The organism is Streptomyces sp. NPDC088707 (assembly GCF_044752725.1).
Classification (GTDB): Bacteria; Actinomycetota; Actinomycetes; order Streptomycetales; family Streptomycetaceae; genus Streptomyces.
Genome location: NZ_JBIVLV010000009.1, coordinates 383,599 through 402,220, shown reverse-complemented (window position 1 = coordinate 402,220; position 18,622 = coordinate 383,599). Strand labels below are relative to the sequence as shown.

Below are 18,622 nucleotides of genomic sequence, written 5' to 3'. Positions count from 1 at the left end.
ATGGCGGAGACCAACCCGCTGAAGGCCCACAACCTCCGTCCCGCCCCCGGTGCCAAGACCGCGAAGACCCGTGTCGGTCGTGGTGAGGCGTCGAAGGGTAAGACGGCCGGTCGTGGTACCAAGGGCACCAAGGCCCGTTACCAGGTTCCGCAGCGCTTCGAGGGTGGGCAGATGCCCCTCCACATGCGTCTGCCGAAGCTCAAGGGCTTCAAGAACCCGTTCCGCACCGAGTTCCAGGTCGTGAACCTGGACAAGCTCGGCGCTCTCTACCCCGAGGGTGGAGAGGTCACGGTGGCCGACCTGGTCGCCAAGGGCGCGGTTCGCAAGAACCAGCTCGTCAAGGTGCTCGGCACCGGCGAGATCACCGTGGCGCTGCAGGTGACGGTCGACGCCGTCTCCGGCTCCGCCAAGGAGAAGATCACCGCCGCCGGCGGCACCGTCACCGAGCTCGTCTAAGACGACTCGATGGCTTGAACATCCGATCGGGGATGCCTCCCAAAAGGGGCATCCCCGATTGGTCGTTCCTAGGGGGGCATGGTCGCCGGTAAGGTGGCGTGCACTGTCTAGGCTCCGTGCGGTATGCCCGCACGGGATTGATGACCGATACCTAATCGTCGAACCTCAAGACCGTCACCCTTGACGCATAGCGCGGGGGTCGCAGGAGGCACCGTGCTCACCGCGTTCGCCCGGGCGTTCAAGACGCCCGACCTGCGCAAGAAGCTGCTCTTCACGCTCGCCATCATCGTGCTGTACCGCCTCGGGGCCCACATCCCGGTCCCCGGCGTCAGCTACGAGGCCGTCCAGCAGTGTGTGAAGCAGGCCAGCGAAGGCAACAACAGCCTGTTCGGCCTGGTCAACATGTTCAGTGGCGGGGCGCTGCTCCAGATCACCATCTTCGCGCTCGGCATCATGCCGTACATCACGGCGAGCATCATCCTGCAGCTGCTCACCGTCGTGATCCCGCGCCTGGAAGCCCTCAAGAAGGAGGGCCAGTCGGGTACTGCCAAGATCACGCAGTACACCCGGTACCTGACGGTCGCCCTCGCCGTGCTGCAGGGAACCGGTCTCGTCGCGACCGCCAAGAGCGGTGCGCTGTTCAGCGGCTGCCGTGTCGCCGACCAGGTCGTGCCCGACCCGTCGATCTTCACCATCGCCACGATGGTCCTCACGATGACCGCCGGTACCTGCATCGTCATGTGGCTCGGTGAGCTCATCACCGACCGCGGCATCGGCAACGGCATGTCGATCCTGATGTTCATCTCGATCGCCGCCGGCTTCCCGGGAGCCCTGTGGGCCATCAAGGAGAGCGGCAAGCTCGCCAAGGGCTGGATCGAGTTCGGCACCGTCATCCTCATCGGCTTCGTGATGGTGGCCCTCGTGGTCTTCGTCGAGCAGGCCCAGCGCCGGATCCCCGTGCAGTACGCGAAGCGCATGATCGGCCGGCGCTCCTACGGCGGTACGTCCACGTACATCCCGCTGAAGGTGAACCAGGCGGGTGTGATTCCTGTCATCTTCGCGTCGTCGCTGCTCTACATCCCGGCCTTGATCGCGCAGTTCTCGAACTCCACCGCAGGGTGGAAGACCTGGATCGAAGCCCACTTCGTCAAGGGTGACCACCCCTACTACATCGCCACGTACTTCCTCCTGATCGTGTTCTTCGCCTTCTTCTATGTGGCGATCTCGTTCAACCCCGAGGAAGTCGCGGACAACATGAAGAAGTATGGTGGCTTCATCCCGGGTATCCGGGCTGGTCGACCTACTGCCGAGTATCTGAGCTACGTGCTCAACCGGATCACTTGGCCGGGCTCGCTGTACTTGGGTCTGATCGCTCTTGTGCCGACGATGGCGTTGGCAGGCTTCGGTGGCGCCAATGCCAACTTCCCCTTCGGTGGGACGAGCATCCTCATCATCGTGGGTGTGGGGCTGGAGACCGTGAAGCAGATCGAGAGCCAGCTCCAGCAGCGCAATTACGAAGGGTTCCTCCGCTGATGCGAATCGTCCTCGTCGGACCGCCCGGTGCCGGCAAGGGAACGCAGGCTGCGTTCCTTGCCAAGAACCTGGACATCCCGCACATCTCCACGGGCGACCTGTTCCGCGCCAACATCTCTCAGGGCACGGAGCTGGGTCTCAAGGCCAAGGCGTTCATGGACGCCGGCGACCTGGTGCCCGACGAGGTGACCATCGGGATGGCCAAGGCCCGGATGGAGCAGCCGGACGCCGCCAACGGCTTCCTGCTGGACGGGTTCCCCCGCAACGTGGCTCAGGCCGAGGCTCTGGACGTGGTCCTGAAGGCCGAGGACATGCAGCTCGACGCGGTGCTGGACCTGGAGGTCCCCGAGGACGAGGTCGTGAAGCGGATCGCGGGTCGCCGCATCTGCCGCAACGACAGCGCGCACGTCTTCCACGTGGAGTACAACGCGCCGAAGACCGAGGGCGTCTGCGACGCCTGCGGCGGCGAGCTGTACCAGCGTGCGGACGACTCCGAGGAGACGGTCCGCAAGCGCCTGGAGGTCTACCACACGCAGACCGAGCCGATCATCGACTACTACCGGGCGCAGAACCTGGTCGTGACGATCTCGGCGCTCGGCAAGGTGGACGAGGTCACGGCGAAGGCGATGGCCGCGCTCAAGAAGTAACCCTGGTTCGTCGATACGGCCGCGGTGCCCCTCAGGGGCGCCGCGGCCGTATCGTTGTTCTGTTCCCCGTACTCGATGGAAAGGCCGCGGCCACGATGGTGCAGATCAAGACCCCCGAGCAGATCGCGAAGATGCGCGAGGCGGGGCTGGTCGTCGCCGCCATTCACGCGGCGACGCGTGAGGCCGCCGTGCCGGGCGCCACGACGAAGGACCTGGACGAGGTCGCGCGGAAGGTCATCGCCGACCACGGGGCGAAGTCGAACTTCCTCGGGTACGGCGGGTTCCCCGCGACGATCTGCACCTCGGTAAACGAGGTCGTCGTCCACGGCATCCCCGACGACAAGACCGTCCTCAAGGACGGCGACATCATCTCCATCGACGCGGGCGCGATCGTGGACGGCTGGCACGGTGACGCGGCGTACACGGCCTTCGTGGGCACCGGGCACGCGCCCGAGCTCGTGGAGCTCTCCCGGGTCACGGAGGAGTCGATGTGGGCCGGCATCGCGGCCATGCGGCTCGGCAACCGGCTGGTCGACATCTCGAAGGCGATCGAGACGTACATCAAGCGCCAGCCGCGTCCGGCCGTCGGCGACCACAGCCTGGGCCGGTACGGGATCATCGAGGACTACGGCGGCCACGGCATCGGCACCGAGATGCACATGGACCCGCACCTGCTGAACTACGTCTCCCGCAAGCGCGGCAAGGGCCCGAAGCTGGTCCCCGGCCTGTGCCTGGCGATCGAGCCGATGGTCTCCCTTGGCACGCCGCAGACGGAGGTCCTGAAGGATGACTGGACGGTCATCACGACGGACGGCACCTGGTCCTCGCACTGGGAGCACTCGATCGCCCTGACCGAGGAGGGCCCGCTGGTCCTGACGGCGGTCGACGGCGGCAAGGCGAAGCTGGCGGAGCTGGGCGTGACGGCGGCGCCGGACCCGCTGGCGTAGGAGTACGTTTGAGTTTTCTGCGGCGTGGTGCCTTGCGTAAGGATCAGTTCGGGTGGGCAGACTTCCCGATTCGTCTTTTCCTGGGGCCTGACGTAGACTGATGCGTCGGCTCTCGTGTACCCGTGTGTCCGCATACGGCGGCGAGAGTCGATCAAGGTAGCCGATTCGAAAGGCGAAGCGTGGCCAAGAAGCAAGGTGCCATCGAAATCGAGGGCACCGTGATCGAGTCCCTCCCGAACGCCATGTTCAAGGTGGAGCTCCAGAACGGTCACAAGGTCCTCGCGCACATCTCCGGCAAGATGCGGATGCACTACATCCGAATCCTTCCGGACGACCGGGTCGTGGTGGAGCTCTCTCCGTACGACCTGACGCGTGGCCGGATCGTCTACCGGTACAAGTAGATCTTGCCCGCACCCCGCCTTCGCGCGCGGGTGATGGCACTGACCCGGAGAACCTCACACCCATGAAGGTCAAGCCGAGCGTCAAGAAGATCTGCGACAAGTGCAAGGTGATCCGCCGTCACGGCCGGGTCATGGTCATCTGCGACAACCTGCGCCACAAGCAGCGCCAGGGCTGACGCACGCCGACCGACCTGCAACTTCGCAGTTCTTCGCGCGACGCATAGCAATACGTACATACGCAGAGCCCGTCGGGCCGTGTTCGCACGGTTGACGGCACCTCCGGCGGGGGCCGGGGACCCGACCTGTACCTCATACGGCAGCCGGGAACGGTTCTGCAGCAGACCCCCGAGAACACAGGAGCCATTGAATGGCACGCGTTTCCGGTGTTGACATCCCGCGCGAAAAGCGTGTGGTGGTCGCACTCACCTACGTCTTCGGCATCGGGCGTACCCGGTCCGAGGAGATTCTCGCCGCGACCGGCGTGAACCCGTCCACCCGTGTCCGCGACCTTGCCGAGGAAGACCTCGTCAAGATCCGCGAGTACGTGGACGCCAACCTCCAGACCGAGGGTGACCTCCGTCGCGAGATCGCCGCCGACATCCGCCGCAAGGTCGAGATCGGCTGCTACCAGGGCCTGCGCCACCGTCGTGGCCTGCCCGTCCGCGGCCAGCGCACCAGCACGAACGCTCGTACCCGCAAGGGCCCGCGTCGCGCCATCGCCGGCAAGAAGAAGCCGGGCAAGAAGTAGTCCTCAGCGGACGCTTGACCAAGCGGTCTTCGCTGTAGGACCGACCACCTCCCGTAGGAGTTATAGATGCCCCCCAAGGGTCGTCAGGGCGCTGCCAAGAAGGTGCGCCGCAAGGAAAAGAAGAACGTCGCTCACGGCCACGCGCACATCAAGAGCACGTTCAACAACACGATCGTCTCGATCACGGACCCCGCGGGCAACGTGATCTCCTGGGCCTCCGCCGGCCACGTCGGCTTCAAGGGCTCGCGCAAGTCGACCCCGTTCGCCGCGCAGATGGCCGCCGAGTCGGCCGCTCGCCGCGCGCAGGAGCACGGCATGCGCAAGGTCGACGTCTTCGTCAAGGGTCCGGGCTCCGGCCGCGAGACCGCGATCCGCTCCCTCCAGGCCACGGGCCTCGAGGTCGGTTCGATCCAGGACGTCACCCCCACGCCGCACAACGGCTGCCGTCCTCCCAAGCGCCGCCGCGTCTGACGCACGGCTGCTTGATTCAGGACTTCGGGCGGTACGGCTCTTCGGACCGTGCCGCCCGTACCCTTGCAGTACGCAGCACTCCGTCGGACGTCAAATAGTGGGCGTCCACGACTGAAGGATTGAACACATGCTTATCGCTCAGCGTCCTTCGCTGACCGAAGAGGTCGTCGACGAGTTCCGCTCCCGGTTCGTGATCGAGCCGCTGGAGCCGGGCTTCGGCTACACCCTCGGCAACTCCCTCCGCCGTACCCTCCTGTCCTCGATCCCGGGTGCCGCTGTCACCAGCATCCGCATCGACGGCGTCCTGCACGAGTTCACCACCGTGCCGGGCGTCAAGGAGGACGTGACCGACCTCATCCTCAACATCAAGCAGCTGGTCGTCTCCTCGGAGCACGACGAGCCGGTCGTGATGTACCTGCGCAAGCAGGGCCCGGGTCTGGTCACCGCCGCCGACATCGCGCCCCCGGCCGGTGTCGAGGTGCACAACCCCGACCTCGTCCTCGCCACGCTCAACGGCAAGGGCAAGCTGGAGATGGAGCTGACCGTCGAGCGCGGTCGCGGCTACGTCTCCGCCGTGCAGAACAAGCAGGTGGGCCAGGAGATCGGTCGTATCCCGGTCGACTCCATCTACTCCCCGGTGCTCAAGGTCACGTACAAGGTCGAGGCGACCCGTGTCGAGCAGCGCACCGACTTCGACAAGCTGATCGTCGACGTCGAGACCAAGCAGGCCATGCGCCCGCGTGACGCCATGGCGTCCGCCGGTAAGACCCTGGTCGAGCTGTTCGGTCTGGCGCGCGAGCTCAACATCGACGCCGAGGGCATCGACATGGGCCCGTCCCCCACGGACGCCGCCCTCGCCGCCGACCTGGCGCTGCCGATCGAGGAGCTCGAGCTCACCGTTCGTTCGTACAACTGCCTCAAGCGCGAGGGCATCCACTCCGTGGGTGAGCTCGTGGCGCGCTCCGAGGCCGACCTGCTCGACATCCGCAACTTCGGTGCGAAGTCGATCGACGAGGTCAAGGCGAAGCTGGCCGGTATGGGCCTCGCGCTGAAGGACTCGCCGCCCGGATTCGACCCGACCGCCGCCGCGGACGCCTTCGGCGCCGACGACGACGCGGACGCGGGCTTCGTCGAGACCGAGCAGTACTGACAGCTCGGACCCGACGGTCCAGATTCGGCTGCGGGCCGGCTTCGGTCGGCCGCGCAGTTCCCCGCGCCCCTGACGGGGGCGCGGGGTCTCCGACGGGCACTCGCCCGCTCGGACACTGACATCGGTACCTCATACGGCCGGTGCAGATCACAAGGAGAAACACCATGCCGCGTCCCGCGAAGGGTGCCCGCCTCGGCGGTTCCGCCGCGCACGAGAAGCTGCTCCTCGCCAACCTGGCGAAGTCGCTCTTCGAGCACGGCCGCATCACCACCACCGAGGCCAAGGCCCGTCGCCTGCGTCCGGTCGCCGAGCGCCTGATCACCAAGGCGAAGAAGGGCGACATCCACAACCGTCGCCTGGTGCTGCAGACGATCACCGACAAGGGCATCGTCCACACCCTCTTCACCGAGATCGCCCCGCGCTACTCGGAGCGTCCGGGTGGTTACACCCGTATCACCAAGATCGGCAACCGTCGTGGCGACAACGCCCCGATGGCCGTGATCGAGCTGGTCGAGGGCGAGATCGCCAAGAAGGCGACCGTCGCCGAGGCCGAGGCCGCCACCGTGCGCGCCGTCAAGGAGGCCGACGCGGCCGCCGAGGCTCCGGCCGAGGAGTCGAAGGACGCGTAAGCGTTCCGACCGACTGTTCGTGTGCGGGCCCGTACCCCCTCGGGGGTGCGGGCCCGTTGCCGTGTTTGATGGTTTCGAGAGGATGATTCCGCGTGAGCGATGACGTGCAGGACGGTTTCGTACGGGTTCGGCTCGACCTGTCGTACGACGGCAAGGACTTCTCCGGCTGGGCCAAGCAGTCCCAGGGGCAGCGGACCGTGCAGGGGGACATCGAGGCCGCGCTCCGGACCGTGACCCGGTCCACGGAGACGTACGAGCTGACCGTGGCCGGCCGGACCGACTCCGGGGTGCACGCCCGCGGCCAGGTCGCGCATGTCGACCTGCCCGTCGAGCTGTGGGCCGAGCACCGCGACAAGCTGCTCAGGCGGCTCGCGGGGCGCCTCTCGCACGATGTGCGGGTCTGGTCCCTGACCGAGGCCCCCAGCGGCTTCAACGCGCGTTTCTCCGCCGTCTGGCGCCGTTACGCGTACCGCGTCACCGACAACCCCGGCGGGGTCGACCCGCTGCAGCGCGGACACGTGCTGTGGCACGACTGGGCCCTCGACATGGACGCCATGAACGAGGCCGCCGCCGCGCTCGTCGGGGAGCACGACTTCGCCGCGTACTGCAAGCGGCGCGAGGGAGCCACCACCATCCGCACGCTCCAGGAGCTGCGCTGGGAGCGCCGGCCCGACGGCGTGATGGAAGCCACCGTGAAGGCGGACGCCTTCTGCCACAACATGGTCCGTTCGCTGGTCGGCGCCCTGCTCTTCGTCGGCGACGGGCACCGGCCCGTGGACTGGCCGGGCAAGGTGCTCGCGGCCGGCGTCCGGGACTCGGCCGTGCACGTCGTGCGGCCGCACGGTCTCACCCTCGAAGAGGTCGGCTACCCGGCCGACGAGCTCCTGGCCGCCCGCAATCTGGAGGCCAGGAACAAGCGGTCACTCCCCGGGAGCGCCGGCTGCTGCTGAGGCCTGGGAGCGGCCGCGGGCGTAGATCTGGTTGAAGGCGAAGGTCCCGAGGTCGTCGCTGGCCTGGAAGATCGGCTTGTCGGCCTTGGTGACCTTCTTGCCGCTGGAGAAGCCGGCCTGGGTGAAGTAGGCGTAGCGGCCGACCGAGTTCGAGCGGCGCAGGCAGACCGTGGCGTGGCAGAAGTCACGTACGCCCGCGCCGGCCAGCGGGGCGATGCCGCCGGTGGCCTGGTTCTTCGCCTTGAGGGCCGCGGCCTCCGAGGGGAAGACGGCGACGCCGACGGTGATCGCCACGCCGTCCTTCACATAGGTGGCGCGGAGCACCCGCTGGCAGCCGTTCTTCTTGAGGACGGCGCCGAGGCCGCCCTGCGTGACGGTCGCGCAGTCGGTCGTCGACGAGGTGGCGCCCTTGCTGTACGGGCGCTTGTTCATCGTCAGCTTCTTGCCCGGGAAGAGGCCCTCCGCGGAGAGCGGGGCCTTGTCCTTCTTCGGGTCCGAGATGTAGTCCTTCGGGTTCGGCGGGGGCGGCGGCGCCACCGAGGAGAAGGTCGGCTCGGGGGTCGGGGCCGCGGTGGGGGAGACCGTGCCGGTGGGCACCCCGCCGTTCCCGGCCTCGTCGTTCTTCTTGCCGGAGGCCACCACGGCGGTGGCGACGATCGCGCCGACGACCAGGGCGGCGACCGCGCCGCCGCCGATGATCAGCCAGCGCTTGCGGCGGTTACGGGATGCCGAGGCGTCGGCGAGGGCGCCCCAGTCGGGGGTCGCCCCGCCGCCCTGGGCGCCCGGGAAGGGGTCGGGCGCCTGCCCCTGGCCGGGCTGCTGCCCCTGGCCGGGCGCCTGCCCGTACCCCTGCTGTCCGTACCCCTGAGGCTGTCCGTACCCCTGCTGCCCGTACCCCTGCGGCTGCTGCCCCTGCCCCTGCTGCCCGCCCTGCTGCGGCTCTTGCGGCCACTGCGGTCCCCCAAAGCTCATGCCGCGCATCCTAAACCGGTTGGGCCCCGGCGACGCGGGCGGCGACAATGCACCCCATGGGACATGTCGAGGCCGCGCATCTTGAGTACTACCTTCCCGACGGGAGGGTCCTGCTCGGGGACGCCTCCTTCCGGGTGGGGGAGGGCGCCGTCGTCGCCCTGGTCGGGGCCAACGGCGCCGGCAAGACCACACTGCTCCGGTTGATCTCCGGAGAGCTCCAGCCGCACGGCGGCTCCGTCACCGTCAGCGGCGGCCTCGGCGTGATGCCGCAGTTCGTCGGCTCCGTGCGCGACGCGTCCACCGTGCGTGACCTGCTGGTCTCGGTGGCTCAGCCCCGGATCCGGGAGGCCGCGAAGGCCGTCGACGAGGCCGAGCACCTGATCATGACCGTCGACGACGAGGCCGCGCAGATGAAGTACGCGCAGGCCCTCAGCGACTGGGCCGAGGTGCAGGGGTACGAGGCCGAGACCCTCTGGGACATGTGCACGATGGCCGCGCTCGGCGTCCCGTACGAGAAGGCGCAGTTCCGGGAGGTCCGGACGCTCTCCGGCGGTGAGCAGAAGCGGCTGGTCCTGGAGTCGCTGCTGCGCGGCTCCGACGAGGTGCTGCTCCTCGACGAGCCGGACAACTACCTCGACGTCCCCGGCAAGCGGTGGCTGGAGGAGCGGCTGCGGGAGACCCGCAAGACCGTGCTGTTCATCTCCCACGACCGGGAGCTGCTCTCCCGGGGCGCGCAGAAGATCGTCGCGGTCGAGCCCGGCCCGGCCGGCTCGGACGTCTGGGTGCACGGTGGCGGGTTCGACACCTTCCACGAGGCGCGGCGGGAGCGCTTCGCGCGCTTCGAGGAGCTGAAGCGGCGCTGGGAGGAGAAGCACGCGCAGCTGAAGAAGCTCGTCGTCAACCTGCGGCAGGCGGCCGCGGTCAGCCACGAGATGGCCTCGCGGTACGCGGCGGCGCAGACCCGGCTGCGGAAGTTCGAGGAGGCGGGGCCTCCGCCGGAGCCGCCGCGCGAGCAGGACATCAAGATGCGGCTGCGCGGCGGCCGTACCGGTGTACGTGCTGTGACCTGCGAGAACCTTGAGCTGACCGGGCTGATGAAGCCCTTCTCGCTGGAGATCTTCTACGGCGAGCGGGTCGGCGTCCTCGGCTCGAACGGGTCGGGCAAGTCGCACTTCCTGCGGCTGCTCGCGGGGGACCCGTCCGTCGCCCACACGGGGACGTGGAAGCTGGGCGCGCGGGTGGTGCCGGGGCACTTCGCCCAGACCCACGCGCACCCGGAGCTGACCGGGCGGCCGCTCGTCGACATCCTGTGGACGGAGCACGCCAAGGACCGGGGCGGTGCGATGTCGATGCTGCGGCGGTACGAGCTGGAGCGGCAGGGCGACCAGCCGTTCGACAAGCTCTCGGGCGGGCAGCAGGCGCGGTTCCAGATCCTGCTGATGGAGCTGGCGGGCACGACGGCGCTGCTCCTGGACGAGCCGACGGACAACCTGGACCTGGAATCGGCGGAGGCCCTGCAGGACGGGCTGGAGTCGTACGACGGGACGGTGCTGGCGGTGACCCACGACCGGTGGTTCGCGAAGAGCTTCGACCGGTTCCTGGTGTTCGGGTCCGACGGGGTGGTCCGGGAGACCACGGAGCCGGTGTGGGACGAGCGGCGGGTCGAGCGGGCGCGGTGACCTGGGGCGGTCGGCGGGCCCGGGGTGACCGGGTGTCCCATGGCGTTTTGACCCGTCCGGGGTGGCGCGGGTAGTGTTGCGGTTTGTTATGCGTACTGGCTTCGTCGCTTTCACGCGAGGAGCCCTTACGCAGGTTCCCTGGAGCAGTTACCAGTGGCTCGCATACGGGCGTCGTTCCCGGCAGTGCAGGCCCCAGCTGCATGATCGCTTCAGGTGTGTCTGGACTCCATCCACTGAAGAAGCGAAGGCTACGAAGTGCGTACGTACAGCCCCAAGCCCGGCGATGTCACTCGCCAGTGGCACATCATCGACGCGCAGGACGTTGTCCTGGGCCGTCTGGCGACCACGGCTGCGAACCTCCTCCGAGGCAAGCACAAGCCCGTCTACGCCCCGCACATGGACATGGGCGACTTCGTCATCATCATCAACGCTGACAAGGTCCACCTGTCCGGCAACAAGAAGACCCAGAAGCTGGCTTACCGCCACTCCGGCTTCCCGGGTGGTCTGCGCTCCGTCCGTTACGACGAGCTGCTGGACAAGAACCCCGAGAAGGCCGTCGAGAAGGCCATCAAGGGCATGATCCCCAAGAACACCCTGGGCCGTCAGATGATCTCGAAGCTGAAGGTCTACGCGGGCGAGAACCACCCGCACGCTGCGCAGCAGCCGGTCCCGTTCGAGATCACCCAGGTCGCGCAGTAGTTCCGGCCACACCCCCTAAGAACGAAAGAAATCTGAGGAGCATCGTGGCCGAGACCACCCCCGAGACCCCCGTCGACGAGTTCGAGGGCGTTGAGGAGTACACCACCGAGACCGAGCTCGTCGAGGGTGAGTACACCTCCGAGTCGCTCGCGTCCCGCTTCGGCGACCCGCAGCCGGCCGCCGGCCTGGGCCGTCGCAAGAACGCCATCGCCCGCGTCCGGATCGTTCCGGGCACCGGCAAGTGGAAGATCAACGGTCGCACCCTTGAGGACTACTTCCCCAACAAGGTGCACCAGCAGGAAGTCAACGAGCCCTTCAAGGTGCTCGAGCTCGACAACCGCTACGACGTCATCGCCCGCATCGCGGGTGGCGGTGTCTCCGGCCAGGCCGGCGCCCTGCGCCTCGGCGTGGCCCGTGCGCTGAACGAGGCGGACGTCGAGAACAACCGCCCGGCGCTGAAGAAGGCCGGCTTCCTCTCCCGCGACGACCGTGCGGTCGAGCGCAAGAAGGCCGGTCTCAAGAAGGCCCGTAAGGCTCCGCAGTACAGCAAGCGTTAATCGCCTGCTCGGTCTGCTTTCGTACGCCCCGGCGGCACTGTTCGTGCCGTCGGGGCGTACGTTTTTTCATCACTCTTCTCACCTTCGCCTTTCATCTTCACCTTTCATCAGCTTGGGCACGTATTTCTCGGAGGACAGCTGTGGGACGACTCTTCGGCACGGACGGCGTACGCGGTGTGGCCAACGCGGACCTGACGGCGGAGCTCGCGCTCGGCCTGTCGGTCGCGGCCGCGCACGTGCTCGCCGAGGCGGGCACCTTCGAGGGCCATCGGCCGACCGCGGTGGTCGGACGTGACCCCCGCGCGTCCGGAGAGTTCCTCGAAGCCGCCGTCGTGGCGGGGCTCGCCAGCGCCGGCGTCGACGTGCTGCGCGTCGGCGTGCTGCCCACCCCGGCCGTGGCCCACCTCACCGGCGTCCTCGGCGCCGACCTCGGCGTGATGCTCTCCGCCAGCCACAACGCCATGCCCGACAACGGCATCAAGTTCTTCGCGCGCGGCGGCCACAAGCTGGCCGACGAGCTCGAGGACAAGATCGAGTCCGTGTACGAGGAGCACCGCACCGGCGCCCCCTGGGAGCGTCCGACCGGTTCCGGTGTCGGCCGGGTCCGCGACTACAACGAGGGCTTCGACACGTACGTCGCCCACCTCATCGCCGTCCTCCCGAACCGTCTCGACGGTCTCAAGGTCGTCCTCGACGAGGCGCACGGCGCCGCCGCCCGCGTCTCGCCCGAGGCCTTCGCCCGGGCCGGCGCCCAGGTCGTCACCATCGGCGCCGAGCCGGACGGCCTCAACATCAACGACGGCTGCGGCTCCACCCACCTCGGGCTGCTCAAGGCCGCCGTCGTCGAGCACGGCGCCGACCTGGGCATCGCGCACGACGGCGACGCCGACCGCTGCCTCGCGGTGGACGCCGCGGGCAACGAGGTCGACGGCGACCAGATCCTCGCCGTGCTCGCCCTCGCCATGCGGGAGGCCGGCGCGCTGCGCGGGGACACCGTCGTCGCGACCGTCATGTCGAACCTGGGCTTCAAGCTCGCCATGGAGCGCGAGGGTCTGAACCTCGTCCAGACGGCGGTCGGCGACCGTTACGTCCTGGAGTCCATGAAGGAGCACGGCTTCGCGCTCGGCGGCGAGCAGTCCGGGCACGTCATCGTGCTCGACCACGCCACCACCGGAGACGGCACCCTCACCGGTCTGATGCTGGCCGCCCGGGTGGCCGCCACCGGCAAGTCGCTCGCGGACCTGGCCGGTGTGATGGAGCGGCTGCCGCAGATCCTCATCAACGTCCCCGACGTCGACAAGTCCCGGGTGAAGACCTCCGGCGACCTCGCCGCCGCCGTCACCGCCGCCGAGCAGGAGCTCGGCTCCACCGGCCGCGTCCTGCTGCGCCCCTCCGGCACCGAGCCGCTGGTCCGCGTCATGGTCGAGGCCGCGGACATCGAGCAGGCGCGCGCGGTGGCGCAGCGGCTCGCGGACGTCGTGAAGTCGGCGCTGGGCTAACCTTTCTGAGGCGCCGTCATGCGTTGAGGGCCTCGCCGTACCCGTGCCGGGTGCGGCGGGGCCCTTCTCAGCTGTCCTTCCGGGCCCCGGGCGCGCGGCGCCAGTGGCCGCGCTGGGTGCGCCAGAGGAGTTTCTGCCCGTACAGCGTCAGCACCCCGGCCAGCATGATGCCGAAGAGGTTCAGCATCAGCTGCTCGATCGAGCCCCACATCTGGCCGAAGTCGCCGTAGCTGAGGGCGACCGCCGCGTTCGCGCCGGCCGGGACCGTCGTCACCGAGATCGCCACGCCCACCAGGGCGCCGGACTTGGCCGAGGTCAGGGAGAGCATGCCCGCCACCCCCGCGAGCAGGGCCACGACGAACGAGAACGGGTCCGGCTGCCAGATGAAGCTGGTGTTGGGGCGGTCCCCGTCGAGGCGGCTCTCGCTGAACAGGTCGAGCGCGTCCATCCCCAGACTGAACACCGTCGTCGCCGCGATCGCCGCCGCGAAGCCGACGACCAGGGCGATCAGCGAGCGTGCCGCAAGCCTCGGCTCGCGGCGCACCACCGCCGTGCAGACCCCGGCGAGCGGGCCGAACTCCGGTCCGACCGCCATGGCGCCCACGATCAGGATCGCGTTGTCCAGGACGACACCGCAGGCCGCGATCATCGTCGCCAGGATCATGAACGCGCTGTAGGTGATCGAGAGCGTCGACTCCTCGTGCGTCGCCCCCTCCAGCTGCTCCCAGAGCACCGCGTCCGCAGGCTCGCCCGGAGCCTCCTTCTCGGCGGTGTCCGCGCGCGTGGAGAGGGAGAAGTCGATGTTCTCGACCGCGATGGAGCCGTCCTGATCGATCCTCAGCCCGCGCAGCCCCTTGAGGAGCTCGTCGCCCGCCTCACGGGCGACGTCGCACATGACCACGTCTCCGGAGGGCTCCCGGGCGGCCCCGGGAAGCACCACCAGGTGCGTGGTGCCGACCGTGGACTCGATCACCTCGACGGCGGCCCGGGTGCGGTCGGGCGGCACGATCATCCGGAGATGCAGCATCCTCAGAGCTTACGGAGGCTCAGCCGCTGCACCTTGTGGTCCGGGCCCTTGCGGACGACGAGAGTCGCCCGGCCTCGCGTCGGGGCCACGTTCTCCAGGAGGTTCACCTTGTTGATGGTCCGCCACATGGTGCGCGCGTAGTCGAGGGCCTCGTCCTCGGAGACCTGGGTGTAGCGCTGGAAGTACGAGTCGGGGTCCTGGAAGGCGGTGTCGCGCAGCTTGCGGAAGCGGTTGAGGTACCAGCGCTCGATGTCCTCGGGGCGCGCGTCCACGTACACGGAGAAGTCGAAGTAGTCGGCGAGGCCGACGCGGGTGCGGCCGTCCTTGCCGGGCAGGGCCGGCTGGAGGACGTTCAGGCCCTCGACGATGAGGATGTCCGGGCGGCGGACGACGAGGCGCTCGCCGGGGACGCGGTCGTAGATCAGGTGCGAGTAGACCGGGGCCGTGACCTCGTCCTTGCCCGCCTTGATGTCGGCGACGAACCGGGTCAGGGCCCGGCGGTCGTAGGACTCGGGGAAGCCCTTGCGGGACATGAGGCCGCGGGCCTTCAGCTCCTCCATCGGGTAGAGGAAGGCGTCCGTGGTGACCAGCTCCACGCGCGGGTGCTCCGGCCAGCGGGCGAGGAGGGCCTGCAGCAGACGGGAGACCGTGGACTTCCCGACGGCGACCGAGCCGGCGACCCCTATGACGAAGGGGGTGCCGCGCTGCTCGGCGCTCTCGCCGAGGAAGGTGTTGAGGGCGCCCCGCAGTCCGCTGGTGGCCTGCACGTACAGATTGAGCAGCCGGGACAGCGGAAGGTAGATGTCCCGTACCTCGTCGAGGTCGATGACGTCACCGAAACCGCGGAGCCGCTCGACCTCCTCGGCGGTGAGGGGGAGCGGGGTCTTGTCGCGCAGGGCGCTCCACTCTGCGCGGGTGAGGTCGACGTAGGGCGTCGTGCCGTTGGCGCTTCGTGGCGGCGAGGTGATCACCCCGCCATTGTCGGGGGTCGCACGGCTCTGTGGGCCGTGGGGGGCCGTGGGGTGGGTCACGCGGCAAAAGCGGTTGTCGTGCCGCGGGGATGGGGCAATCCTGCTTGACGCCGCGTGGCCGTAGTTCCTCACGCGGGGGGAGCCGCCCCGAAGGGCGGCACGACGAGAACACGAAGAGAAGCAGAGAGCCACCACGCATGCGTACGTCCATTCGAAGCACCGCCGTCGCCGCCACCGCCGTCTCCCTCGTCCTGCTCGTCACCGCCTGCGGTGGCGGGGAGAAGAGCGACGGCAAGGGGGACAAGGCCGGTGGCACCGGTGCGCCCGGCGCCTCCGCCACGAGCGCGCCCGCCGCCAGGGCGCTGTCCGACGCCGAGCTGGAGAAGGCGATCGTCGAGCGGGCCGACCTCAAGGGCCACCAGGTGCAGAAGACCGAGACCGGGGACGTCGTCCCGGCGGCCTCGGTCACCGCCGACAAGGCCGCCTGTACGCCGATCGCCCAGGCCATGTCCTTCCTCTCGCCCGGCTCGCCCGCCGCGTCGGCGGAGCGCAAGGTCCTCGAAGAGCCGAGGAAGGACGCGTCGGCCTCGCCCGAGGACGCGCTCCTCGGCGGGCTGGCCGCCCGGGTCACGGCGGTCACGCTCGGCTCGTACGACGGGCAGGGCGCGCAGGAGGCCTTCGCCTCGGTGAAGAAGGCCGGTGCGGAGTGCGCCGGCGGCTTCCACGTCGTCCACCTCAAGGAGAAGACGAAGGTGGCCGAGGTCGCCCCGGAGACCGTCACCGCCGGCGAGGAGGCCGTCGCCTTCACCGTCACCTCCGACATGGAGGGTCAGCCCTTCGTCAGCAAGCTCGTCGTCTTCCGCCAGGGCAACACGCTCGCGTCGTTCTCGACGATCAGCCTCGTCCCCGGCGGCGTCAAGGAGCTGCCGAAGGCCGTCATCGACGCGCAGGCCGCCAAGCTGTCCTGACTCCGGCCCTTGGGGCGCCTTCCGCCGTAGGCTGCCGTCATGTGCGGAATCGTGGGATACGTCGGCGGGCAGTCGGCGCTTGATGTGGTGGTCGCGGGCCTCAAGAGGCTCGAATACCGGGGCTACGACTCGGCCGGTGTCGCGGTGCTCTCCGACGGAGGGCTCGCCGCGGCCAAGAAGGCGGGCAAGCTCGTCAACCTGGAGAAGGAGCTCGTGGACCGGCCGCTCGCCGGGGGGTCCGTGGGCATCGGGCACACCCGCTGGGCCACCCACGGCGGGCCGACCGACGCCAACGCGCACCCGCATCTGGACAACGCCGGGCGCGTCGCCGTCGTCCACAACGGCATCATCGAGAACTTCGCCCCCCTGCGGGACGAACTCGCCGAACGCGGCCACGACCTGCTGTCCGAGACGGACACCGAGGTCGTGGCCCACCTCATCGCCGAGGAGTTCTCCTCCGCGGGGGACCTCGCGGAGGCCATGCGACTGGTGTGCCGGCGGCTCGACGGGGCCTTCACCCTGGTCGCCGTGCACGCCGACCAGCCGGACGTGGTCGTCGGCGCCCGCCGGAACTCGCCGCTCGTCGTCGGTGTCGGCGAGGGCGAGAACTTCCTCGCCTCCGACGTGTCGGCGTTCATCGCCCACACCCGGTCGGCCATCGAACTCGGCCAGGACCAGGTCGTCGAGCTGACCAGGGACGGCGTCACGGTCACCGACTTCGACGGCGCGCCCGCCGACGTCCGCGCCTTCCACGTGGACTGGGACGCCTCCGCCGCCGAGAAGGGCGGCTACGACTACTTCATGCTCAAGGAGATCGCCGAGCAGCCCAAGGCCGTCGCCGACACCCTCCTCGGCCGGATCGACGGCTCCGGCCGGCTCACCCTCGACGAGGTGCGCATCCCCGACGCCGTGCTCCGCGAGGCCGACAAGATCGTCATCATCGCGTGCGGCACCGCGTTCCACGCCGGCCTCATCGCCAAGTACGCCATCGAGCACTGGACCCGCATCCCCTGCGAGGTCGAGCTCGCCAGCGAGTTCCGCTACCGTGACCCGATCCTGGGCCAGCGCACCCTCGTCATCGCCATCTCGCAGTCGGGCGAGACGATGGACACGCTGATGGCGCTGCGGCACGCGCGGGAGCAGGGCGCGAAGGTGCTCGCCGTCTGCAACACGAACGGCTCGACGATCCCGCGCGAGTCCGACGCCGTGCTGTACACCCACGCCGGGCCCGAGGTCGCCGTCGCCTCCACCAAGGCCTTCCTCACCCAGCTCGTCGCCTGCTACCTCCTCGCGCTCTACCTCGGCCAGGTGCGCGGCACCAAGTGGGGCGACGAGATCCACGCCGTGGTCCGCGAACTGGCCCGGATCGGCGACGAGGTCGAGCGGGTCCTGGAGACCATGGAGCCGGTCAGGGCCCTGGCCCGCTCCCTCGCCCACAAGGACACCGTCCTCTTCCTCGGCCGGCACGTCGGCTACCCCGTGGCCCTCGAAGGCGCTCTGAAGCTCAAGGAACTGGCGTACATGCACGCCGAGGGCTTCGCCGCCGGAGAGCTCAAGCACGGGCCGATCGCGCTCATCGAGGAGGACCTGCCGGTGGTCGTGGTCGTGCCCTCGCCCAAGGGCCGCTCCGTCCTGCACGACAAGATCGTCTCCAACATCCAGGAGATCCGGGCCCGCGGCGCCCGCACCATCGTGATCGCCGAGGAGGGCGACGAGGCCGTCGTCCCGTACGCCGACCACCTCGTCCGCATCCCCGCCACGCCTACGCTGCTCCAGCCGCTGGTCTCCACGGTGCCGCTCCAGGTCTTCGCCTGCGAGCTCGCCACCGCGCGGGGCAACGAGGTCGACCAGCCGCGCAATCTGGCCAAGTCCGTGACCGTGGAGTGAGTGTGTGCGTGTGAAGGTGAGCAGATGATCATCGGGGTGGGGATCGACGTGGCCGAGATCGACCGGTTCGCCGCGTCGATCGAACGGACGCCGGGGCTGCTGCAGCGCCTCTTCGTCGAGCGTGAACTGCTGCTCCCCAGCGGCGAGCGGCGCGGGCCCGCCTCCCTCGCGGTGCGGTTCGCCGCGAAGGAGGCCCTCGCGAAGGCGCTCGGCGCGCCGGGCGGCCTGCACTGGACGGACGCCGAGGTGTACGTCGAGGGCACCGGGCAGCCACGGCTGCGGGTGAGCGGGACGGTGGCGGCGCGGGCGGCCGAGCTGGGCGTGAAGCACTGGCACGTGTCGCTGAGCCATGACGCGGGGGTGGCGTCCGCCGTGGTGATCGCGGAGGCGTAGGCGCGGGATGTACGGACCCGGGGGCTGCGGCAGACTGC

21 protein-coding genes and 1 pseudogene are annotated in these 18,622 nt (G+C 69.1%); 19 read left to right on the top strand and 3 right to left on the bottom strand.

Translation table 11 applies throughout. The features are described from left to right. The 11 genes from rplO (at position 1) to truA (ending at position 7,932) form a co-directional block, all read left to right on the top strand. Positions 1 to 456, top strand: coding sequence for a 50S ribosomal protein L15 (gene rplO / locus ACIP84_RS27325; RefSeq protein ID WP_355966074.1), 456 nt, complete (start codon positions 1 to 3; stop codon positions 454 to 456). Between the two features lie 213 nt (positions 457 to 669). Next, complete coding sequence (gene secY, locus ACIP84_RS27320; RefSeq protein ID WP_073910637.1) at positions 670 to 1,989, top strand: preprotein translocase subunit SecY; 1,320 nt, start codon at positions 670 to 672, stop codon at positions 1,987 to 1,989. Beyond that, positions 1,989 to 2,636: an adenylate kinase gene (locus ACIP84_RS27315; protein WP_355966071.1), complete on the top strand. Its 648-nt coding sequence runs from the start codon at positions 1,989 to 1,991 to the stop codon at positions 2,634 to 2,636. Before secY ends, ACIP84_RS27315 begins: the two co-directional genes overlap by 1 nt. 95 nt (positions 2,637 to 2,731) lie before the next feature. After that, entirely contained in the window at positions 2,732 to 3,583 is an 852-nt protein-coding gene (gene map, locus ACIP84_RS27310; RefSeq protein ID WP_030318640.1) for a type I methionyl aminopeptidase, read from the top strand. Positions 3,584 to 3,762: 179 nt separating this feature from the next. Next, a complete protein-coding gene (gene infA / locus ACIP84_RS27305) occupies positions 3,763 to 3,984 on the top strand; it encodes a translation initiation factor IF-1 (RefSeq protein WP_003956442.1) in 222 nt (73 codons plus the stop codon). Between the two features lie 62 nt (positions 3,985 to 4,046). Further along, on the top strand, positions 4,047 to 4,160 hold the full coding sequence (rpmJ, locus tag ACIP84_RS27300) for a 50S ribosomal protein L36 (RefSeq protein ID WP_003956441.1): 114 nt from the start codon (positions 4,047 to 4,049) through the stop codon (positions 4,158 to 4,160). Between the two features lie 191 nt (positions 4,161 to 4,351). Then, complete coding sequence (gene rpsM, locus ACIP84_RS27295; RefSeq protein ID WP_015035595.1) at positions 4,352 to 4,732, top strand: 30S ribosomal protein S13; 381 nt, start codon at positions 4,352 to 4,354, stop codon at positions 4,730 to 4,732. A 66-nt stretch (positions 4,733 to 4,798) separates the two neighbouring features. After that, positions 4,799 to 5,203 (top strand): 30S ribosomal protein S11, encoded by a 405-nt coding sequence (gene rpsK, locus ACIP84_RS27290; protein WP_006376016.1) that lies wholly within the window; start codon positions 4,799 to 4,801, stop codon positions 5,201 to 5,203. Positions 5,204 to 5,330: 127 nt separating this feature from the next. Next, entirely contained in the window at positions 5,331 to 6,353 is a 1,023-nt protein-coding gene (locus ACIP84_RS27285) for a DNA-directed RNA polymerase subunit alpha (protein ID WP_003966937.1), read from the top strand. 164 nt (positions 6,354 to 6,517) lie between these two features. After that, positions 6,518 to 6,982 carry a 50S ribosomal protein L17 gene (rplQ, locus tag ACIP84_RS27280; RefSeq protein WP_015035596.1) on the top strand — a complete coding sequence of 155 codons (465 nt, stop codon included), beginning with the start codon at positions 6,518 to 6,520 and terminating at the stop codon, positions 6,980 to 6,982. Between the two features lie 92 nt (positions 6,983 to 7,074). After that, on the top strand, positions 7,075 to 7,932 hold the full coding sequence (gene truA, locus ACIP84_RS27275) for a tRNA pseudouridine(38-40) synthase TruA (RefSeq protein WP_355966067.1): 858 nt from the start codon (positions 7,075 to 7,077) through the stop codon (positions 7,930 to 7,932). On the opposite strand, the gene ACIP84_RS27270 is transcribed toward truA, so the two are convergent. After that, the gene (locus ACIP84_RS27270) at positions 7,903 to 8,904 is read right to left on the bottom strand and encodes a hypothetical protein (RefSeq protein WP_401801086.1); all 1,002 of its coding nucleotides are present in this window, start codon (positions 8,902 to 8,904) and stop codon (positions 7,903 to 7,905) included. The genes truA and ACIP84_RS27270 overlap by 30 nt on opposite strands. A gap of 161 nt (positions 8,905 to 9,065) precedes the next feature. Between ACIP84_RS27270 and ACIP84_RS27265 the strand changes: the two are divergent. The 5 genes and pseudogenes from ACIP84_RS27265 to glmM all read left to right on the top strand — a co-directional run. Continuing rightward, positions 9,066 to 9,470 (top strand): annotated as a pseudogene (locus ACIP84_RS27265) (ATP-binding cassette domain-containing protein); the annotation flags it as partial. A gap of 366 nt (positions 9,471 to 9,836) precedes the next feature. Continuing rightward, on the top strand, positions 9,837 to 10,583 hold the full coding sequence (locus ACIP84_RS27260) for an ATP-binding cassette domain-containing protein (protein WP_401801142.1): 747 nt from the start codon (positions 9,837 to 9,839) through the stop codon (positions 10,581 to 10,583). Between the two features lie 255 nt (positions 10,584 to 10,838). Continuing rightward, positions 10,839 to 11,282 carry a 50S ribosomal protein L13 gene (rplM, locus tag ACIP84_RS27255; protein WP_017239595.1) on the top strand — a complete coding sequence of 148 codons (444 nt, stop codon included), beginning with the start codon at positions 10,839 to 10,841 and terminating at the stop codon, positions 11,280 to 11,282. A gap of 44 nt (positions 11,283 to 11,326) precedes the next feature. Continuing rightward, a complete protein-coding gene (rpsI, locus tag ACIP84_RS27250) occupies positions 11,327 to 11,839 on the top strand; it encodes a 30S ribosomal protein S9 (protein WP_015035601.1) in 513 nt (170 codons plus the stop codon). 140 nt (positions 11,840 to 11,979) lie between these two features. Further along, positions 11,980 to 13,338: a phosphoglucosamine mutase gene (gene glmM, locus ACIP84_RS27245; protein ID WP_401801082.1), complete on the top strand. Its 1,359-nt coding sequence runs from the start codon at positions 11,980 to 11,982 to the stop codon at positions 13,336 to 13,338. 67 nt (positions 13,339 to 13,405) lie between these two features. On the opposite strand, the gene ACIP84_RS27240 is transcribed toward glmM, so the two are convergent. Then, entirely contained in the window at positions 13,406 to 14,365 is a 960-nt protein-coding gene (locus ACIP84_RS27240) for a DUF389 domain-containing protein (protein WP_401801079.1), read from the bottom strand. A 2-nt stretch (positions 14,366 to 14,367) separates the two neighbouring features. Then, complete coding sequence (gene coaA, locus ACIP84_RS27235) at positions 14,368 to 15,336, bottom strand: type I pantothenate kinase (protein ID WP_355966051.1); 969 nt, start codon at positions 15,334 to 15,336, stop codon at positions 14,368 to 14,370. Between the two features lie 197 nt (positions 15,337 to 15,533). On the opposite strand from coaA, the gene ACIP84_RS27230 reads away from it, so the two are divergent. The 3 genes from ACIP84_RS27230 to ACIP84_RS27220 are packed head-to-tail and all read left to right on the top strand — an operon-like array spanning position 15,534 to position 18,584. Beyond that, on the top strand, positions 15,534 to 16,304 hold the full coding sequence (locus ACIP84_RS27230) for a hypothetical protein (protein ID WP_401801076.1): 771 nt from the start codon (positions 15,534 to 15,536) through the stop codon (positions 16,302 to 16,304). Between the two features lie 39 nt (positions 16,305 to 16,343). Next, the gene (gene glmS / locus ACIP84_RS27225; RefSeq protein WP_266968389.1) at positions 16,344 to 18,191 is read left to right on the top strand and encodes a glutamine--fructose-6-phosphate transaminase (isomerizing); all 1,848 of its coding nucleotides are present in this window, start codon (positions 16,344 to 16,346) and stop codon (positions 18,189 to 18,191) included. A gap of 24 nt (positions 18,192 to 18,215) precedes the next feature. Next, the gene (locus ACIP84_RS27220; RefSeq protein ID WP_266895479.1) at positions 18,216 to 18,584 is read left to right on the top strand and encodes a holo-ACP synthase; all 369 of its coding nucleotides are present in this window, start codon (positions 18,216 to 18,218) and stop codon (positions 18,582 to 18,584) included. The last annotated feature ends 38 nt before the right edge of the window (positions 18,585 to 18,622 follow it).

What these genes read in the sequence shown, in the direction of transcription:
- rplO (WP_355966074.1), top strand. Translation starts at nt 1, where the DNA reads ATGGCGGAGACCAACCCGCTGAAGGCCCACAACCTCCGTCCCGCCCCC.
- ACIP84_RS27315 (WP_355966071.1), top strand. Translation starts at nt 1,989, where the DNA reads ATGCGAATCGTCCTCGTCGGACCGCCCGGTGCCGGCAAGGGAACGCAG.
- map (WP_030318640.1), top strand. Translation starts at nt 2,732, where the DNA reads ATGGTGCAGATCAAGACCCCCGAGCAGATCGCGAAGATGCGCGAGGCG.
- rpmJ (WP_003956441.1), top strand. Translation starts at nt 4,047, where the DNA reads ATGAAGGTCAAGCCGAGCGTCAAGAAGATCTGCGACAAGTGCAAGGTG.
- rpsM (WP_015035595.1), top strand. Translation starts at nt 4,352, where the DNA reads ATGGCACGCGTTTCCGGTGTTGACATCCCGCGCGAAAAGCGTGTGGTG.
- rpsK (WP_006376016.1), top strand. Translation starts at nt 4,799, where the DNA reads ATGCCCCCCAAGGGTCGTCAGGGCGCTGCCAAGAAGGTGCGCCGCAAG.
- ACIP84_RS27285 (WP_003966937.1), top strand. Translation starts at nt 5,331, where the DNA reads ATGCTTATCGCTCAGCGTCCTTCGCTGACCGAAGAGGTCGTCGACGAG.
- rplQ (WP_015035596.1), top strand. Translation starts at nt 6,518, where the DNA reads ATGCCGCGTCCCGCGAAGGGTGCCCGCCTCGGCGGTTCCGCCGCGCAC.
- ACIP84_RS27270 (WP_401801086.1), bottom strand. Translation starts at nt 8,904, where the DNA reads ATGAGCTTTGGGGGACCGCAGTGGCCGCAAGAGCCGCAGCAGGGCGGG.
- ACIP84_RS27260 (WP_401801142.1), top strand. Translation starts at nt 9,837, where the DNA reads ATGGCCTCGCGGTACGCGGCGGCGCAGACCCGGCTGCGGAAGTTCGAG.
- ACIP84_RS27240 (WP_401801079.1), bottom strand. Translation starts at nt 14,365, where the DNA reads ATGCTGCATCTCCGGATGATCGTGCCGCCCGACCGCACCCGGGCCGCC.
- ACIP84_RS27230 (WP_401801076.1), top strand. Translation starts at nt 15,534, where the DNA reads ATGCGTACGTCCATTCGAAGCACCGCCGTCGCCGCCACCGCCGTCTCC.
- glmS (WP_266968389.1), top strand. Translation starts at nt 16,344, where the DNA reads ATGTGCGGAATCGTGGGATACGTCGGCGGGCAGTCGGCGCTTGATGTG.
- ACIP84_RS27220 (WP_266895479.1), top strand. Translation starts at nt 18,216, where the DNA reads ATGATCATCGGGGTGGGGATCGACGTGGCCGAGATCGACCGGTTCGCC.